The following is an 18,557-nucleotide window of genomic DNA, read 5'->3' on the forward strand; positions in this document are numbered from 1 at the left end:
GCTGTGACTTGTGTAGTAAAAGGGTCCAAGTCAAACCCAGGGAGCTGTCTGGTATGGGAGCGATGGGGCGGGGTGCATGGTTGGCCATGGCGATGTTGGCTGTGGCCGCCTGTGGCGGAGGTGGCGGTGGCGGCGGTGCGCTGGGCACCAACAATCCAGGCGGAAACAATCCTGGCGGCAACAACGGCATCACCTATACCCAGGGCGTGTTCCCTTTGTCTTCGCAGCTTGCGAATCAATGCGCAGCGCCGCGACCGGGCACCGCCGATCGATCCGGCTCGGCGTTCACCGAAAGCATGTTCCTGCGCTCGTGGACCAACGAGCTGTACCTCTGGTACTCGGAAGTGCCGGACATCAGTCCCGCCAACTTCACCACGGCGGCGTATTTCGAAGAGCTGAAGACGCCGCTGACCACGCCGTCCGGCCGGGACAAAGATCAGTTCCACTTCACCTATCCCACGGATGTGTGGGAGGACCTGTCTCAGGGCGGCGTCGAAGTCGGTTACGGAGCGCAATGGATGATCTTGCGAGGCCAGCCGCCGCGCCAGGTGGTCGTCGCCTTTGTCGAGCCGAACACACCTGCCTCGACGGCGAGCGTGCAGCGTGGCGCCGAAGTGCTCATGGCCGACGGCGTCGACGTCGTCAATGCGAACACGAGCTCCGCCGTCGATCAGCTGAACAACGCGTTCTTCCCCGCCGCGCCCGGCGAGCAGCATACGTTCAGGATTCGTGAGGTCTCGGGCACCGTGCGCGATATCACGTTGAACAGTGTCGCTGTCACCCATCAGCCGGTGCTGACCAGCTCGGTGATCGACCAGGGCGGCGTGCCCGTCGGCTACCTGGTGTTCAACGATCACATCGCAACCGCCGAGACGCAGTTGATTCAGACCGTGACGGCGATGCGTAACCAGAACGTCCGGGAGCTGATTCTGGACCTGCGTTACAACGGCGGCGGCTTTCTGGATATCGCCAGCGAGCTGGCTTACATGATTGCCGGCAGCGCGCAGACCGCGGGTCAGAGTTTCGAGCGGCTGGTGTTCAATGACAAACACCCCAGCACCAATCCGATCACCGGACGACCGCTCGCGCCGACCCCATTTCATTCCACCGCCGTGGGCTTTCCGGTGACTTCGGGGCAACGCACGGCTCCGGGCACGCCGCTGCCGACGCTGGATCTGCCTCGCGTGTATGTCATCACCGGCAACAACACCTGCTCGGCGAGCGAATCCATCATCAACAGCCTGCGTGGTGTGGACGTGGAGGTTTATCAGATCGGCTCCACGACCTGTGGCAAGCCGTATGGTTTCTATCCGCAGGACAACTGCGGCACCACGTACTTCTCGATCCAGTTCGAGGGCCGCAACGCGAAGGACTTCGGCACTTATCCGGACGGATTCACGCCGATCAACTCGCCCGACATCGGCAGCGTCGACCTGCCGGGCTGTTCGGTGGCGGACGATTTCAGCCGCCCGCTCGGCGATCCTCAGGAGGGCCGGCTGCGAGCAGCGCTCGCTTACCTCGCCAGCAACAACAATCCAGCGTCATGTCCGTCGGCATCGGGCTTCACGCCGGATCCGGGCGTGAGTTCCAAGCAGAGTGCCGCAACACCCGACGGCCAGATGTTCAAGTCGCCGTTGCGTGAGAATCGTCTCCTGCGCAACGAGCTCCAGGACGCGACGATGCTTTGATTCCTGGCTATATCAGCCGGCATTTCGTTTCAGTCTGCGCCATAACGTCGTCCGGCTGATGCCCAGCCGGGCGCTGGCGGCGGCGTAGGAGCCGTCGCATTCGTCGAGCACTCGCCGGATCAGCTCCAGTTCGGATCCGGCGCGATGCGCGGAAATGGTCAGAGTGGATTCGTCGGCGGGGCCGGAGATTTCGGGAATGAGCTCCCGAAGCTGCATGTCGCCGAGTGACACATCGCTGTGACTTGCCAGCATGGCCACGCGCTCCAACAGATTCTCCAGCTCACGCACGTTGCCCGGCCAGTCGTAAGTTCGCGCCGCATCCAGCAGCTTCTGCACCCGCGCGTCATTGGAGATATCGATGCCGGTGCGCGTGGCGATCTTTCGCGCCAGATGCGCGACCAGCTCCGGCAAATCCTGTCGGCGATCGCGAAGCCCTGGCAGCTCCAGGCGCAGGATGTTCAAACGATAGTAGAGATCGCGACGGAATTCGCCCGTGGCGATGCGCTCGCTGAGGTCGCGATGCGTGGCGGCGATGACGCGAACGTCGACACGCGTGGGCTCGATCGCGCCGACGCGCAATATTTCTTTCTCTTGTAACACACGTAGCAGCCGCGTTTGCAGAGGGACGGGCATCTCACCGATCTCATCGAGAAAGATCGTGCCCGTGTGCGCAGCTTCGAACAGGCCGAGCTTACCGCCGCGGCGTGCGCCGGTGAATGCGCCTTCTTCGTAGCCGAACAGCTCGCTTTCCAACAGCGATTCGGGAAATGCGCCGCAGTTGACGGCGATGAACGGTTGATTCGCACGCTTGCTCGCGGCGTGAATGCCTTGTGCCAGCAGTTCCTTGCCGGTGCCGCTTTCGCCGAAGATCAACACGGTGGCATCGCTGCGCGCGTACTGGGCGGCGAGCGATCGCGTGTGCACGATGCCCGGGCTCGTGCCGACCAGGTCGCCGAGTCGATAGCGAACGTTCGCAGCCGGCTTGTGACGACGCGCGCGCAAGTCGCGGTCCACCCGTTGAATGGACTCGGGATCCTGACAGGTGAGAACAGCCCCGGTCTGTGCGCCTTGTTCCGTGATGGGCAGCCGGCTTGTGAGCACAGCGCGAGAACCGAGCTTCTGCAATTCATCGATTTCGGCTCGAGGCTCACGCAGCGTTCGCGCGAGCGACAGTTCAGGCGCTACGTCGCTGAGCTTGCGACCGATGAGATCGACCGCCGGTCGTTCTAGCAGCCGCGCCATGGCGGGATTCAGTATCTCGATGCGTTCATCCATATCGACCGCGACGACGCCGTCGCGCAGTTGACCGAGGATGGTATTCAAGCGCTCGCGCTTCGCCGCCTCCATGCGCGATAACCTGGCCATTTCCACTGCATCGTCGAGCGCTTCGCGCACGGCGTCCTCGGAATAAAGAAACACGCTCGACATGCCCGCCGCTTCTGCCAGATCAGCGACCAGGCCGGGTGCGACCACGACTTCGACGCCCCGCGCGCGCAATTCGAGCACGCAATTCTTCGCATCGTCAGTGGTTCTGTAACTGCGTTGTTCGATGCCCAGACCAAACAATTCGTTGAAGCGCTCGAGCTCGACGGGGAGGGCGCCATGCGTGACGAGTGCGATTCGCGACGAGATACTTCGTGCCCGGCCGAGCGCGCTCATGATGTCGAAGCCGCCGACGCGCACGAGCACGACCGGCAGATCGAGATGTTGGCGAAGGAAGGCGCCGTTCGAGCCCGCCGCGACCAGCACATCGACGGGTTGCGATCGGCTCAGCTCGCGAATGTTCTCGACGGCGGTTTCGAAGCCGCTATCGAGCACCTCGACCCGGGCTGCCTGGGCGTAGGTCGGGGCAAGGTCCCGGAACAGGTCCTTCAACCGATGCAGCCCGACGGCGACGATGCGTGGCGGGTCGTTCAGGCGGGCGACTTGGGCATTCATAGGGGGGCATTCATGACAGCAGTTTCATCCTGTTTCAGTCGTGAAACTGTAATGTTTCGGTGTTGAAACCGCTAGCCCGGCCTGGATGGAACTGGCCGGGTTGATTCGTCCGAAGATCAAGGAGTTATGTGTGGGGCTCCAGGCCCGGCCGCGCCGGCATAACACTTGCTCTTACCCTGCAACCCCGCTTCCAGGCACTTCGAAGGAGACTTCCATGGCATCCGCCGGATCCAATTTCCGCTCGGCGCTGGCGGCCGAGAAGCCGTTGCAGATCGTGGGCACGATCAATGCGAACCACGCGCTGCTCGCCAACCGGGCCGGCTATCGCGCGATTTATCTGTCCGGCGGGGGCGTGGCTGCGGGCTCGCTCGGCATGCCCGACCTGGGGATCAACAACCTCGACGACGTACTGACCGACATTCGCCGCATCACCGACGTGTGCGATGTGCCGCTGATCGTCGACATCGACACCGGCTTCGGCCCGAGCGCGTTCAATATCGCTCGCACCATCAAGAGCCTGATCAAGTTCGGCGCCGCCGGCTGTCACATCGAAGACCAGGTCGGCGCCAAGCGCTGCGGTCATCGACCCGGCAAGGAACTGGTGTCCACCGAAGAGATGGTGGATCGAGTGAAAGCCGCCGCTGACGCCAAGACCGATCCGGATTTCTACTTGATCGCGCGCACCGACGCCATCGCCGTGCACGGCATCGAAGCGGCCATCGAGCGCTCCATCAAATGTGTCGAAGCGGGCGCCGATGCCATCTTCGCCGAAGCTGCCTATGACATCGCCACGTACAAGCGCTTCGTCGATGCGGTGAAAGTGCCGGTGCTGGCGAACATCACCGAGTTCGGCAAGACGCCGCTGTTCTCCGTGCCCGAGCTGAACGAAGCGGGTGTGGCGATGGTGCTGTATCCGCTGAGTGCATTCCGCGCCATGAACAAGGCCGCGGAGAATGTTTATACCGCGATCCGTCGCGATGGCCACCAGCGCAATGTGGTGGACACGATGCAGACCCGCGAAGAATTGTATGAGCGCATCGGCTATCACGCCTACGAGCAGCATCTCGACGCGCTGTTCAAAGCGAAGAAATAACCTCAGCGCAGTATCAAACGACCAGGAGACCCCCATGACCGACGCTCCCGCCCAGTCCAGCTCCGCCCAAGCCGGTTTCAAACCCAAGAAGTCGGTGGCGCTCTCCGGCACCGTGGCCGGCAACACCGCGCTTTGCACGGTCGGTCGCAGCGGCAACGATCTGCACTATCGCGGCTATGACATCCTGGACGTTGCCGCTCAATGCGAATTCGAAGAGATCGCCCACCTCCTGGTGCACGGCAAACTGCCGACCATCGCCGAGCTGAAGGCGTACAAGACCAAGTTGAAGGCGCTTCGTGGCTTGCCCGCTGCTGTGAAGACCGCGCTCGAACAGCTGCCGCCGTCGGCGCATCCGATGGACGTGATGCGCACGGGCGTGTCCGTGCTCGGCTGCGTGATGCCGGAGAAGGACGATCACAATCATGCCGGCGCCCGTGACATCGCCGACAAACTGATGGCGTCGCTCGGTTCCATGCTGCTGTACTGGTATCACTACTCGCACAACGGCAAGCGCATCGAAACCGACTCGGACGAGGATTCGATCGGCGGTCACTTCCTGCACCTATTGCATCAGCAGAAGCCGCCGCGCTCGTGGGTCAAGGCCATGCACACCTCGCTGATTCTGTACGCCGAGCACGAGTTCAATGCGTCGACGTTTACATCCCGCGTGGTTGCGGGCACCGGCTCCGACATGTACTCGGCGATCTGCGGGGGCATCGGCGCGCTGCGTGGTCCGAAGCACGGCGGTGCCAATGAGGTGGCGTTCGAAATCCAGAAGCGCTACGACACGCCGGCCGAAGCAGAGGCCGACATCCGCGCTCGCGTCGAGCGTAAGGAAGTGGTCATCGGCTTCGGGCACCCGGTCTACACCATCTCCGATCCGCGCAACAAAGTGATCAAGCAGGTGGCGCTGGATCTGTCGCGGGAGGCGGGCAACACCAAGATGTTCGACATCGCCGAGCGCCTGGAATCGGTGATGTGGGAGATCAAGAAGATGTTCCCCAATCTCGACTGGTTCAGCGCGGTCAGCTATCACGTCATGGGCGTGCCCACCGCCATGTTCACGCCGCTGTTCGTGATCGCTCGCACGTCCGGCTGGAGCGCGCACATCATCGAGCAGCGCATTGACGGTAAAATCATCCGCCCGAGCGCCAACTACACCGGCCCCGAAGATCTGAAGTTCGTGCCGATCGAACAACGCAAGTAATCATGAACACCGCCCACCGCAAACGCCTGCCCGGCACCGAGCTGGATTATTTCGACGCGCGCGGAGCCGTCGATGCGATCCAGCCCGGGGCCTACGCCAAGTTGCCGTACACCTCGCGTGTGCATGCCGAGAACCTGGTGCGTCGCTGCGATCCAGCGACGCTCACCGCGTCATTGCGGCAGCTCATCGAGCGTCGGCGCGACCTGGATTTCCCATGGTTTCCGGCTCGCGTGGTCTGTCACGACATTCTGGGTCAGACGGCGCTGGTCGACCTCGCCGGCCTGCGGGATGCAATTGCGGACAAGGGCGGAGATCCGGCGCAGATCAATCCCGTCGTGCCGACGCAGCTGATCGTGGACCATTCCCTGGCGGTCGAGTACGGCGGCTACGACAAGGATGCGTTCGCCAAAAACCGGGCGGTGGAAGATCGTCGCAACGACGATCGATTCCATTTCATCAACTGGACCAAGCTGGCGTTCCGGAACGTGGACGTGATTCCGCCGGGCAACGGCATCATGCATCAGATCAATCTGGAGCGCATGTCGCCAGTGATCCACGCGGTGGATGGCGTCGCGTTTCCGGACACGCTGGTGGGAACGGATAGTCACACGCCACACGTCGATGCGCTCGGTGTGATCGCCATCGGCGTCGGCGGTCTCGAAGCCGAGAGCGTCATGCTCGGCCGAGCATCGTGGATGCGCTTGCCGGACATCGTCGGCGTGGAGCTGACCGGCAAGCCGGGTGCGGGCATCACGGCCACCGACATCGTGTTGGCGCTGACCGAGTACCTGCGTAAGGAGAAGGTGGTCGGCGCTTACATCGAGTTCTTCGGCGAAGGCGCGGCGGCGCTGACGCTGGGCGATCGGGCCACCATTTCCAACATGACGCCGGAATTCGGCGCCACTGCGGCGATGTTCTATATCGACCAGCAGACGATCGATTACCTCAAGCTCACCGGCCGCTCCGAGCAGCAGGTGAAATTGGTCGAGACGTACGCGAAGCACACCGGCCTTTGGGCGGACAGCATGAAGACGGCCGAGTACGAGCGCGTACTCAAGTTCGACCTGTCTTCGGTCGTTCGCAACATGGCGGGCCCCTCGAATCCTCACAAGCGACTGCCGACGTCCGATCTGGCGAAACGCGGCATCGCCGCTCAATGGGAGGAAGTTCCCGGCCAGATGCCGGACGGCGCGGTCATCATCGCCGCGATCACCAGCTGCACCAACACCAGCAATCCACGGAATGTCATTGCCGCCGGCCTGCTGGCGCGCAATGCCAACGCTCGTGGTCTCACTCGCAAGCCCTGGGTGAAGTCATCGCTCGCGCCAGGCTCGAAGGCCGTGCAGTTGTATCTGGAAGACGCGCAGCTGCTGCCCGAGCTGGAACAACTCGGCTTCGGCATCGTGGCGTTCGCGTGCACCACCTGCAATGGCATGTCGGGCGCCCTCGATCCGAAGATTCAGCAGGAGATCATCGATCGCGATCTGTACGCGACCGCCGTGCTGTCGGGCAATCGCAATTTCGACGGCCGCATTCATCCGTACGCCAAGCAGGCGTTCCTCGCGTCGCCGCCGCTGGTGGTGGCCTATGCCATCGCCGGCACCATTCGGTTCGATATCGAAAAGGATGTGCTTGGCGTGGACAAGAACGGCACGCCGGTCACGCTGAAAGACATCTGGCCGAGCGACCAGGAGATCGACGCCATCGTCGCGAAGAGCGTCAAGCCCGAGCACTTCCGCAAGGTCTACGAGCCGATGTTTGCGCCGAGTGCGGCGAGCTCCGTGCGAATCAGCCCGCTGTACAACTGGCGGCCGCAGAGCACCTACATTCGTCGCCCGCCGTATTGGGAAGGCGCGTTGGCCGGTGAGCGCACCTTGAAGGGCATGAGGCCGCTCGCGGTGCTGCCCGATAACATCACGACCGATCATCTCTCGCCGTCCAACGCCATTCTTCCGAACAGCGCCGCGGGTGAGTATCTCGCCAAGATGGGGTTGCCGGAGGAGGACTTCAACTCCTACGCAACTCATCGAGGCGATCACCTGACCGCACAGCGCGCGACGTTCGCCAACCCGCAGCTGGTCAATGAAATGGCGGTGGTGGATGGGCAGGTGAAGAAGGGCTCGCTGACTCGGCTCGAGCCGGATGGAAAGGTCATGCGCATGTGGGAAGCCATCGAAACCTACATGGAGCGCAAGCAGCCGCTGATCATCATCGCGGGCGCCGACTACGGTCAGGGCTCGTCGAGGGATTGGGCGGCGAAAGGCGTGCGTCTCGCCGGCGTCGAGGCGATCGTGGCCGAAGGCTTCGAGCGCATCCATCGCACCAACCTGATTGGCATGGGCGTGCTGCCGCTGGAATTCAAACCGGGCGTGAATCGCAAGACGCTGAGCATCGATGGCACCGAGACGTACGATGTCGTCGGTGAGCGCAAGCCGCGCGCAGATCTGACGTTGGTCATTCACCGTCGCAATGGCGAGCGGGTCGAGGTGGCCGTGACGTGCCGTCTCGATACCGCGGAAGAAGTGTCGATTTATGAAGCCGGCGGCGTACTGCAGAGATTCGCGCAGGACTTCCTGGAATCCGCGAAGGTTGCTTGATCATGGCCCACGCACCGCAGATCAAAATCCCCGCCACCTACATGCGCGGCGGGACCAGCAAGGGTGTTTTCTTCCGGCTGCAGGATCTGCCTGCGGCGGCTCGGACACCGGGCGCGGCGCGCGACGCGTTGCTTCAGCGTGTGATCGGCAGCCCCGATCCGTATGGCAAACAGATTGATGGCATGGGAGGCGCTACGTCGAGCACGAGCAAGACGGTGATCTTGTCCAAGAGCGCCAAGCAGGACCACGATGTCGATTATCTCTTCGGCCAGGTGTCCATCGACAAACCCTTCATCGACTGGAGCGGCAACTGCGGCAATCTATCGGCGGCTGTGGGACCGTTCGCCATCAGCAACGGGTTGCTCGATCCGAGCCGCATTCCCAAGAACGGCACAGCCACCGTGCGCATCTGGCAGGCGAACATCGGCAAGACCATCATTGCACACGTGCCGATGACTGACGGCGCGGTGCAGGAGACGGGCGATTTCGAGCTGGACGGGGTGACGTTCCCCGCCGCCGAAGTGCAGCTGGAATTCATCAATCCGGCCGCCGACGAAGAAGGCGCGGGCGGCGCGATGTTTCCTACCGGCAACCTGATCGACGATCTGGAGGTGCCGGGCCTCGGCACGCTGACAGCGACCCTGATCAACGCCGGCATCCCGACCATTTTCGTGAACGCCGATGCGATCGGTTATACGGGCACTGAACTGCAGGAAGCCATCAATGGCGACGGCAAAGCGCTCGCGATGTTCGAAAACATTCGCGCGCACGGTGCGATTCGCATGGGGTTGATCAAGACGCTGGAAGAGGCTGCGAAGCGCCAGCACACTCCCAAGGTCGCTTTCGTCGCGCCGCCTGCCAGCTATGTTTCCTCCAGCGGCAAGCACGTGCAGGCGGGCGATATCGATCTGCTGGTGCGCGCACTGTCGATGGGCAAGCTGCATCACGCGATGATGGGCACGGCTGCGGTCGCCATCGGAACGGCAGCTGCGATTCCCGGCACGCTCGTGAACCTCGCCGCCGGCGGCGGGGAGCGCAACACGGTTCGCTTCGGTCATCCGTCCGGCACGTTGCGCGTGGGCGCCGAAGCGGCTCGCGTCGATGGGGAATGGACCGTCACCAAAGCCATCATGAGCCGCAGCGCCCGGGTGCTCATGGAAGGCTGGGTGAGAGTGCCCGGAGTGTGACCGGCCCCAGGACGAGCTGAGTTTGCTAGCATCGGTGTCGGACATCGCGGATGTCCGTTCGATGAGGCAAGCTTAAGCGTGGACTATCGACTACGGCTGGCGACTGCCGCCGACGAGCCCATCCTTCGTGACCTGATTGCGCGCTCCATTCGAGAGCTGGGCGCGGCTGACTACACTCCTGCGCAGATCGACGCCGCGCTGCTCGGCGCATTCGGCGTCGATACCCAGCTGATTCGCGACCAGACCTATTTCGTGATCGAGACCGGCTCGGGAGAGATTGTCGGCTGCGGTGGCTGGAGCCGGCGCAAGACGCTGTTCGGCAGCGACACCCGAGAAGTGCGCGATGACTCCTGGTTGGATCCTGCGACCGAAGCCGCGCGCATCCGGGCATTTTTCATCGATGCTCGCCATGCGCGGCGAGGTCTCGGCCGTATGCTGCTCGATCGATGCGAGTCGGAGGCCGCTCGCGCGGGCTTCACTGAATTCGCGCTGATGGCGACGTTGCCCGGCAAGCGTTTGTATGAAGCTTGTGGTTATGTGGGCGACCAGAGCCTCGATCACCCCTTGCCGGGTGGCCTGCATATTACGTTTGTACCCATGACGAAGCGTCGGTTCGGGCTCAATAGTGGCTCAGTAAAGGAGTAAGCATGCGCCAGCATCCAAAGGCGGCTCATTTCGCCAGGGCAGCAGGCATCGTCGGGCTTGCTGTTCTGGGCAGCGCATCGGCTTCGACTTCGTCCGTGTTCGTGGATGCAACAGCCACCCATGTGCCGAGCGCACCCGAGTTGCACGCACTCGACGCTGCATTCGTCGATGTCGACCAGGATGGCGATCTCGACGTGATCCTGGCTGTGGAAGGCGATGTGAATCGGCTCTACATCAATGATGGCAAGGCCAGGCTCACCTGGCGACAGGGAGTTTTCGGCAAGGTGGCGCACGACACCGAGCATGTACTGAGCGCCGACTTCAACCGGGACGGCATCGCCGATGTGATGTTCATCGCCGAGGACGACCAGATTCACCAATTGTTTTTCGGCGACGGCAAAGGCGGATTCACGGACGTGAGCGACCGCTTGCCCGCGCGCAGCGAGGGCAACGGCTTCGCCATCGGCGATGTGAACGGCGACCGCTTTTCGGACATCGCGCTGGGAAACTCCGGGAAGGGCGCTCGCAACTTTCTGTGGCTGAGCGATCCAGCCAAGCCGGGATATTTCATCGACGCGACCCGGACCCATCTACCTCACGTCAACGATGCTACCCAGGACATCGCGCTCGCCGATCTCGACGACGATGGCGACCTGGACATGGTGGTGGCCAACGAAGTGCCGCCGAATCGATTGCTCCTGAACGACGGGCGAGGGCGCTTCACCGATGCGTCGGGTCGTATGGTGCTCTCGGTTCCGCTACATACGCGCGAAGTTCACGTCTTCGACGCGACCAACGATGGTAAGCCTGACATTCTGTTTCTCAATCTCACCAGCAATGCCGGTCAGCGTGAGCGCGATCCGCAAGCCCGCTTGCTGGTCAATGACGGTCGCGGCCGTTTCATCGACGAGTCCGCGAAGCGACTGCCCGCCAATGATTTCTCCGCCTGGGGCGGCATCGTGGTCGACTTCAACGATGACAAACATCCCGACCTGATCGTCGGCGCCATCGAAGTGCCCGGCTTCAACCCGCTGCAGGCTCGCGCGTATGCCAACGATGGCAAGGGCTATTTCAAAGATGTCACGGCCGAGGTGATGCCGCGGACCGTGGTGGGCCGCAGCTGGAGCATGGCGGTGGGCGACCTGAACGGCGACGGCAAAGACGATGTTTTCATCGGCGGCTGGGGCACGCAGGCGCGACTGTTGTTGCGCAAGTAATCGGGATAGATCCGGGACCAGCCTATGGACAAACCCGGGTGGGGCGGGTACATGTGTTCCATCCTGGTTTTGCTCGGCGAGAGACCATGAAAGTGTCCATCCATCTGCTTCGTGTCGCCATGCTTTTGGCGCTGGCTGGCGTGGCCGCGCCGGTATTCGCCGAGGAAGGCACCCTGAAGGAAGGCGCGCGCGAGGTGGGTCATGCCGTGGGTAGCGCAGCCCGCGAAGTGGGTCAGGGCGCGAAGAAAGTTGGCAAGGCGGTCGGCGAAGCAGCGAAGGAATTCGGCCAGGCCGTGAAAGAGGGCGCGAAAGAAGCCAAGAAGGCGGCGCAGTCCGATAAGTAGCTTCCCGCGCCGTCCCCCATTCAAAGATCTCGGACAGACAGTTCCACCAGCGGCTCTGCTTCATAAGCGCGGTGAAGTAAGGCAACGAACTCCGTCGCCTCGGGCAATTCCACCGATCCTACCTTCCGCACTGGAACGCCGGGTGTCCACGAGTTCATGACCACCGCGCCGCGAAGCTGCGGCACGTTCTTGAGCGAAATTTCCTGCGTGCGCTGAGGAATTCCGAGGCCATGCAGTTGCCGGCGCACGATGCTCATTGTTGTGCCGGTCAGCATCGCGGCCGCCGGCCAGATCACCGACTCGCCATCCCAGAAGGCCATATTCCAGATGGAGGCCTCGCTCAGTCGGCCGTGTCGGTCCGCGAAAGCGGCGTCGTCGAAACCTTGCTCGACGGCTTTGCGCATCAAGTAGGTTTTGGCTATTTCGCCGACATGCTTGATGTGAGGGAGCATCCGCTCGTGTTCGAACACGGCGAGCGCGAGCGGACCTTTCGGGCCGGACGCTGCAGGCCCGGTGCGGATCAGCACGTCGGGCTCGCTGCCCGTGTCCGCCGAAGTGAACTCGCCCGCTCGTGAGTACATGGTCGCCGTCAACGACACATCCAATGGTCCAGCCTGAAGCGCCGTTCTCAGATGCGCGAGCAGCCGATCGTCCGGTATCGCGTGCCCGAACAGCTCCGCTGACGCCGTACGCAGCCGTTGCAAGTGGAGATCGAGGCCTCGTATGCGTCCACCGCGCACTTGCATGGCAGTGAAGTGAGCGAAACCTGCGAAGGCGAGCGGCGCCAGATCGGCGGCGGTGGCCGTGCGACCGTTGAGTTGGGCGACAAAAGCGTTGGATGCGGTAGTCATGGCGGCATCCTAGGGATTTGCCCGGGCGTTGAGAAACGAGTAGTTTTCGACGCATCGACAAATTTGGCTTGAAGATCGATGACGCGAACTCTGCCGGGCACGCGGGCGCTGCGAACTTTCGAAGCGGCCGCGCGGCACTTGAATTTCACCCGCGCTGCCGACGAGGTGGGACTGACGCCGGCGGCCGTCAGCTATCAGATCAAAGAGATCGAGGATCAGCTGGGCATCGTGCTGTTTGCTCGCACCAGCCGTAGCATCCAATTGACGCCTGCCGGCGCTGTGCTGTTAGAAGCGACTACCGAAGCATTGGGAACGTTGCAGCGGGCTGCCGGTCGCGCGCGACGCATCGCCGCTCGCGAATCGAATCAACTGCGGCTGAGCCTGGGAGCAAGGCTCGCCACTCACTGGCTGTTGCCGCGATTGCCCCGATTCAGGGCTGCGTGTCCGGGTCAGGAGCTGACGTTGGATGTGACAGATCAGGTTCGCGACTTCGATGCGGACGACATCGACGTGGCGATTCGCTTCGGCCCCGGCAAATATCCGGAGACACGCTCCCATCGGTTGTTCGACGCCGTGGTCGCGCCCGTCTGCAGCCCGGCGCTGCTCGCCAATGGCCCGCCCCTGCGTGAGCCACGCGATTTGTTTCAACACACGCTGTGCTACGTGGATTGCACGGTGAACGACATCGTCTGGCCCAATTGGCGCATGTGGATGAACGCGGCCGGCATCACAGAGTTCGACGACAGCCGATGTGTGGGTTTCGCCGATTCCAGTCACGTCGTACAAGCCATCTTGGATGGCAACGCCGTCGGCCTGGTGGAGCTGGCGATGATCGCCGGCGATCGGGCGCAAGGACGATTGGTAAAGCTGTTCGATATCGAGCTGACGCCGGCGCCGGGCTATGCCTATCACCTGGTGTATCCAACCAGCAGCGCCGACGACCCGCGCGTGGCCGCCTTCCGGCAATGGATACTGGAAGAGATCGCGCGCGCATGATGGCAACGTGCGTGGATCATTACGTTGCAATTGAAAGATGACGCCAGACCTATTCGCAGGCGGCGGATTGGAGCGTCTCGACATACCAGACGCCGAGATCTACTACGCGTCTCGCGTGGAGTGGGGAGAGGATCCGGACGTCGTTCTTCGGGCGCTCATCGAGCAGGTCCCTTGGCGCACCGACGTCATCAACCTGTGGGGCAAGGAGTACCAGCAACCTCGGCTGACGGCGTGGTTTGGAGATGAGGGGGCGAGTTACGGGTACTCGGGGCTGTCGCTCGAGCCCTTGCCGTGGACGGAATTGCTGGCAACGCTGCGTAGTCGCGTCGAATCATTGGCGGAAGCTCCATTCAACAGCGTGCTGTTGAATTACTATCGGGATCACCGCGACAGCATGGGCATGCACAGCGACGATGAGCCGGAGCTCGGCAGAAATCCGATCATCGCATCGGTGAGTCTCGGCGAACAGCGCACGTTGATCCTCAAACATAAATCCAGAAAAGAGCTGAAGCCCGTCCATTTGCCACTGGACCACGGCAGCCTGCTGCTGATGAAGGGCGCCACTCAGCATCACTGGAAGCACGGGATCAGCAAGTTGAGTCTGCCCTGCGGGGCGCGAGTGAATCTGACCTTCCGGCGAATCCTCGCTACACCCGGCTCCTGAAGCTATTCAGAGCCGCGCGTCGACGCGTCGTCGATCGCATCGAGCACCTGTTCTGGTGAGACGTCCCGCTGTAATTCGTCCAGTTCCGGAATGGGCACTTGGGCGCCCACCTTCGCGGCGACGGCGTCTACCAGTTGTATGACGCGCGTCAACTCATGTTCCGTCAGCAAACTGATCTGCAGATCGAGATTCGCGCGACGATCCGCTTCTCGCTGCATTCTGTTTTGCGTGACCAGCACGAACGTGCTCAGAAAGATCGCTTCCACCGAAGCTGCCGTCGCCAGCAGCACGAAGGTGGGGTCGAACGGTTTCAACGGTGTCCAGCCGACGTTGATCAGGACCCATGCCAGCACGATCGCCAGGTGTACATAGACGAACGGCAGGCTTCCCGCGGCGCCGGTGATTGCGTCAGCGATCCGCTGCTGCAACGTACGCCTTTCTTGTTCCCGGTTCTGCCTTTGCAGCAGGGCCTCGATATTCCTTGCAACGACACTCGGCCCTTCGGGCGGCTTGGTGAAGGTCTGCTCCATAGGCACGCGAACGCGTGCGAACTGATTCAGTTCCGGATCGTGCAACCGGCGCGCTGCCAGCACGTTGTAGTGCGATACAAGCGCGGGACGTGTGAATGGCCCTCTCAAAACAACAGCAAGTCGTCGGCTTCCTTGTGTGGCTCGCGATCTGTTTCGCCGCTGCGGCGATTGGCTCGGTGGCTTCGGTTCGAGCCGGGTCTTTCTACCTGTCTCTCGAGCGCCCCTTTTGGGCGCCTCCGGCTTCTGTCTTCGGCCCTGTCTGGACGTTTCTATACGCCTCGATGGCCGTTGCCGCGTGGCTCGTCTGGCGTGAGGGCGGATTTCGCTACGCGCGCACGGCGTTTACCGTGTTCCTGGTTCAACTGGCTCTCAACGCTTTATGGAGCTGGCTGTTCTTTGCGTGGCGCCTCGGTGGGCCGGCCTTCGTGGACATCCTGCTGCTGTGGCTACTGATTGTTGCGACCCTCATCGCCTTCTGGCGGATTCGGCCGCTGGCCGGCGCATTGCTGATTCCCTATCTGCTTTGGGTGAGCTTCGCCGCCGCGCTCAACTACTCGGTATGGCAACTGAATCCTCAGTTGCTCGGCGGCTAGCGACGATTGTCATGCCGTGCGCTCAACGTAAGGGCAAAAACAGATCGGTGATGGCTTCGTGCTCTGGCACGTCGGGGAAGAACCGAACGCGTTCGCAGTACATCGGAAAGTCTCGCGTCTCTTCGCCGCTGGCCGGCAGCCAGTCTCGATAGAGATAAAGCGCGGGCGCTTCCAAATCGTCGCTCGAGCCGATCACTCGCAAACGCGCGCAGCGACCGCCGGGAATCAGTCCGCCCTCCACACCCGCATCGTTGGGCGCGACGATCTGGTCCGTTGCTGCACATAGGTCCATCCGAAACTCGTCCGGCGGCGTTGACCTTGGATCGCTATGAAATACGTTGAAGGTTGCGCTGGCCCGCGGATGTAGCCCGACCGATTTTCTCCATGCGATGAAGCGTTGGATCGTGTGACCCAGCCGCGCCGGATCGCCACGATGCGTCATCACCGCGACCGGTGTCGTCGGCACCTGGACGATAGTCACATCGTTGGCTGTATAGGAAGTCTTCATAAGCTGGGCCCTGGCGTGGTCATAAGGAGTGAACGCTTCGAGCCACGAATCCCAGTCGGGTTCCTTGCGAAACGCGGTGGGCGTCTGTCCGAACTGCTGTCGGAACGCGCGGGTGAAAGCGTCAGGCGTCTCGTAACCCGCACCCATCGCGATGTCGATGACCGTCTGCCCCTCGCGGAACGCCAGCCTCCAGGACGCTCGCTTCATGCGAACGAGCTGAATATAACGATGCAGTGACAAACCCATGACGGCGGTGAACTGCCGATGAAAATGAAATTTCGAAAAGGCCGCGATACGGCTCAACGTTTCCAGGTTGAGCGCCTGGTCGGCATGCTGGTCGATGTACTCCAGCACGCGCCTCAGCCTCTCGTGATATCGCTCGGTCGCCGTCGTCATTTCATCGGATTCTCGTGGCACCTGCTTAGTTTGTCGAGCCAGCGGCGCCCGCGCCCGGCCGATCTTGCGGAAGTGCAGTCGTTTGGCCAAAGCATCCGCAGGCTCCTGCGCCGAAGGTTTAGAACGCGAGGGACAGCCCTCCATAGATGAGAATCAATTGCTTTCCGCGGAAACGTCGACACCCGGACGTGTGGCTACAGAAGTCATGAAGATTCGCCGCCCGTCATGGCTCGAACGCGAGCCATGAACGCTTGCTCGGGCAACGACCGACGAAGTTCCGCGAGCATCATGCTGTCCGCCCCGGCAGGGTACCGAAGCTTGGTGTCGTTGCTGGCGGCGGCGGCGTAGACGGCGTTGGCGACATCATCTTCGCCGGTGTAAGCAGTCGGGTACTCCTGCATCGACTTGAAATAGCGACCGGCGAACTCGGCGTAGGCCGCGGGCAGTTGCTCGCTGATGTTCCCGCCGGACTTGCTCGAGAAATTGGTCGTCGGCGCGAAGCCCGGCTGGACGATCTTCACGCGGATGCCGAATAAGCCGAGCTCATAGGCGAGGGATTCCGAGAAGCCTTCGATCGCATACTTGCTGGCGGTGTAAGCGGCTACCAATGGCATCGGTGCGATGCCGACGCTCGAAGTCACATTGACGATCGTGCCCGAACCGCGCTCACGCATGTGAGGAATGATGGCTCGGCTGGTCGCGATCATGCCGAAAGTATTCGTTTCGAACGCCTGGCGAACCACCTCGTCAGGCGTGGCCTCGGCCGCGCCGAACAAGCCGATGCCGGCGTTGTTCACCATCACGTCGATTCGCCCGAAACGCGCGATGCCTTGCGGGATCGTGGTAGCGATGCTGGTTGCATTTGTCACATCCAGGGCCGTCACCAGCAGGCGGTCGTTCGGGTCGAATAGATGGGGCTGCGGCGAGCGCATGGTCGCGATGACGTTCCAGCCGCGGGCCAGGAACAGTTTGGCGGTGGCCAGCCCGAAGCCAGACGAGCAGCCGGTGATGAGCACTGTTGAGGTCATATCGTTTCTCCTTGGTGACCGAAACAGTAGCTGCGGCGTCTGGGACGAGCTATAAGAGCCCGTCCAAGATTCGTTCGAGATCGTCCGAACCTGCGCCCCTGAACATGGATGCCCTGGCTGCCGTCGTCACTTTGCTCAAGCCGCAAACCCTGCTGTCGAAGATCGTTCGAGCGGGTGGGCGATGGGGCGTTCGTTATCCGCCGTATGGGCAGCCAAGCTTCGCGCTCGTGCTCAGCGGCTCGTGCTGGCTGGCGGCCGAGGGCATTCCGGCGACCACGTTGCATTCGGGCGATTTCATTCTGTTCTCGGCGACGCCGGGTTTTAGCCTGGCGAGCGATCTGAAGACCAAGCCCAAGGCGATGGTAATTCCGCGCCCGGAGGATCACGCGGACGAGGTCGTTCACGGCGACCCGATGCTGGAACCCGCGGTGACTTTGATTGGCGGTGGCTTCGCGTTCGATCCGATCAATGCGTCGGTGCTCGTGGATCTGCTGCCGAAGATGATGCACATCCGCGCGACCGACCCGGCAATCGACGGCATCGCGCCCGTCGTCGAGCTCATCAAACGTGAGATGCGCGCGAAGCGGGCAGGGCAGGCGCTGGTGCTGACTCGGCTGATCGAGATCATCCTCGTCGAAGCGCTGCGATCCGCGCCGCCAGAAGTGCAATCCACTGGCTTGCTCGCAGGCTTGCGTGACGCGCAGCTCGCTGCTGCCTTGCGTGGCATCCACATGAAAACATCACACCCGTGGACGCTCGAGACTCTTGCTCGTGAGTCGGGCATGTCGCGCTCGTCTTTCGCCGATCGCTTCGCCCGCGTCATCGGCATCACCCCACTCAACTATCTGCTTCAGTGGCGGATCGCCGTCGCCAAGAACATGCTGGCTCACGAACAAACAACCATCGCGGAAGCCGCGTTCGCCGTGGGTTATCGATCCGCCAGTGCGTTCAGCACCGCCTTCAGTCGCGAGACGGGGCGGTCGCCCAAAGAATTCGTGGATGCACATCGCGCAGGTGCTTGAGAGAGGATGACAAGCGTCGAGATCGCGGCAACTCGGGCTCGAACCGGCTGATG

The 18,557-nt window shown here is 62.3% G+C and carries 17 protein-coding genes; 12 read left to right on the top strand and 5 right to left on the bottom strand.

The window, feature by feature from the left end:
- Positions 1-86: 86 nt before the first annotated feature.
- Positions 87-1,688: a S41 family peptidase gene (locus JM946_RS10920; protein WP_203167317.1), complete on the top strand. Its 1,602-nt coding sequence runs from the start codon at positions 87-89 to the stop codon at positions 1,686-1,688.
- A 12-nt stretch (positions 1,689-1,700) separates the two neighbouring features.
- Here the strand turns inward: JM946_RS10920 and prpR are convergent, their stop codons facing one another.
- Positions 1,701-3,626 (bottom strand): propionate catabolism operon regulatory protein PrpR, encoded by a 1,926-nt coding sequence (gene prpR, locus JM946_RS10925; protein WP_203167318.1) that lies wholly within the window; start codon positions 3,624-3,626, stop codon positions 1,701-1,703.
- A gap of 214 nt (positions 3,627-3,840) precedes the next feature.
- On the opposite strand from prpR, the gene prpB reads away from it, so the two are divergent.
- The 7 genes from prpB (at position 3,841) to JM946_RS10960 (ending at position 11,916) form a co-directional block, all read left to right on the top strand.
- Entirely contained in the window at positions 3,841-4,719 is an 879-nt protein-coding gene (gene prpB, locus JM946_RS10930; RefSeq protein ID WP_203167319.1) for a methylisocitrate lyase, read from the top strand.
- Between the two features lie 34 nt (positions 4,720-4,753).
- Positions 4,754-5,926, top strand: a complete 1,173-nt coding sequence (prpC, locus tag JM946_RS10935) for a bifunctional 2-methylcitrate synthase/citrate synthase (RefSeq protein WP_203167320.1) — start codon at positions 4,754-4,756, stop codon at positions 5,924-5,926.
- Between the two features lie 2 nt (positions 5,927-5,928).
- Complete coding sequence (acnD, locus tag JM946_RS10940; protein WP_218042747.1) at positions 5,929-8,523, top strand: Fe/S-dependent 2-methylisocitrate dehydratase AcnD; 2,595 nt, start codon at positions 5,929-5,931, stop codon at positions 8,521-8,523.
- 2 nt (positions 8,524-8,525) lie between these two features.
- Entirely contained in the window at positions 8,526-9,710 is a 1,185-nt protein-coding gene (gene prpF / locus JM946_RS10945) for a 2-methylaconitate cis-trans isomerase PrpF (protein ID WP_203167321.1), read from the top strand.
- Between the two features lie 78 nt (positions 9,711-9,788).
- Positions 9,789-10,355: a GNAT family N-acetyltransferase gene (locus JM946_RS10950; RefSeq protein WP_203167322.1), complete on the top strand. Its 567-nt coding sequence runs from the start codon at positions 9,789-9,791 to the stop codon at positions 10,353-10,355.
- A gap of 2 nt (positions 10,356-10,357) precedes the next feature.
- Positions 10,358-11,572 carry an FG-GAP repeat domain-containing protein gene (locus JM946_RS10955; RefSeq protein WP_203167323.1) on the top strand — a complete coding sequence of 405 codons (1,215 nt, stop codon included), beginning with the start codon at positions 10,358-10,360 and terminating at the stop codon, positions 11,570-11,572.
- 86 nt (positions 11,573-11,658) lie between these two features.
- A complete protein-coding gene (locus JM946_RS10960) occupies positions 11,659-11,916 on the top strand; it encodes a hypothetical protein (RefSeq protein ID WP_203167324.1) in 258 nt (85 codons plus the stop codon).
- Between the two features lie 20 nt (positions 11,917-11,936).
- On the opposite strand, the gene JM946_RS10965 is transcribed toward JM946_RS10960, so the two are convergent.
- Complete coding sequence (locus JM946_RS10965) at positions 11,937-12,767, bottom strand: aminotransferase class IV family protein (protein WP_203167325.1); 831 nt, start codon at positions 12,765-12,767, stop codon at positions 11,937-11,939.
- A gap of 78 nt (positions 12,768-12,845) precedes the next feature.
- Here JM946_RS10965 and JM946_RS10970 point away from each other — a divergent pair, with 78 nt between their 5' ends.
- Positions 12,846-13,763: a LysR substrate-binding domain-containing protein gene (locus JM946_RS10970; protein ID WP_203167326.1), complete on the top strand. Its 918-nt coding sequence runs from the start codon at positions 12,846-12,848 to the stop codon at positions 13,761-13,763.
- Positions 13,764-13,800: 37 nt separating this feature from the next.
- Positions 13,801-14,427, top strand: coding sequence for an alpha-ketoglutarate-dependent dioxygenase AlkB family protein (locus tag JM946_RS10975; RefSeq protein WP_203167327.1), 627 nt, complete (start codon positions 13,801-13,803; stop codon positions 14,425-14,427).
- Positions 14,428-14,429: 2 nt separating this feature from the next.
- On the opposite strand, the gene JM946_RS10980 is transcribed toward JM946_RS10975, so the two are convergent.
- On the bottom strand, positions 14,430-14,957 hold the full coding sequence (locus tag JM946_RS10980) for a DUF1003 domain-containing protein (RefSeq protein ID WP_203167328.1): 528 nt from the start codon (positions 14,955-14,957) through the stop codon (positions 14,430-14,432).
- Between the two features lie 95 nt (positions 14,958-15,052).
- On the opposite strand from JM946_RS10980, the gene JM946_RS10985 reads away from it, so the two are divergent.
- Positions 15,053-15,550 (top strand): TspO/MBR family protein, encoded by a 498-nt coding sequence (locus JM946_RS10985; protein ID WP_203167329.1) that lies wholly within the window; start codon positions 15,053-15,055, stop codon positions 15,548-15,550.
- A 22-nt stretch (positions 15,551-15,572) separates the two neighbouring features.
- Here JM946_RS10985 and JM946_RS10990 read toward each other — a convergent pair whose 3' ends face one another.
- Together JM946_RS10990 and JM946_RS10995 are read right to left on the bottom strand one after the other, a co-directional pair.
- Positions 15,573-16,454 carry an AraC family transcriptional regulator gene (locus JM946_RS10990; RefSeq protein WP_203167330.1) on the bottom strand — a complete coding sequence of 294 codons (882 nt, stop codon included), beginning with the start codon at positions 16,452-16,454 and terminating at the stop codon, positions 15,573-15,575.
- A gap of 203 nt (positions 16,455-16,657) precedes the next feature.
- Complete coding sequence (locus JM946_RS10995; protein ID WP_203167331.1) at positions 16,658-17,482, bottom strand: SDR family oxidoreductase; 825 nt, start codon at positions 17,480-17,482, stop codon at positions 16,658-16,660.
- 104 nt (positions 17,483-17,586) lie between these two features.
- Here JM946_RS10995 and JM946_RS11000 point away from each other — a divergent pair, with 104 nt between their 5' ends.
- Positions 17,587-18,504 carry an AraC family transcriptional regulator gene (locus JM946_RS11000; RefSeq protein ID WP_203167332.1) on the top strand — a complete coding sequence of 306 codons (918 nt, stop codon included), beginning with the start codon at positions 17,587-17,589 and terminating at the stop codon, positions 18,502-18,504.
- Positions 18,505-18,557 lie beyond the last annotated feature (53 nt).

Source organism: Steroidobacter gossypii, assembly GCF_016801985.1.
Taxonomy (GTDB): Bacteria; Pseudomonadota; Gammaproteobacteria; order Steroidobacterales; family Steroidobacteraceae; genus Steroidobacter; species Steroidobacter gossypii.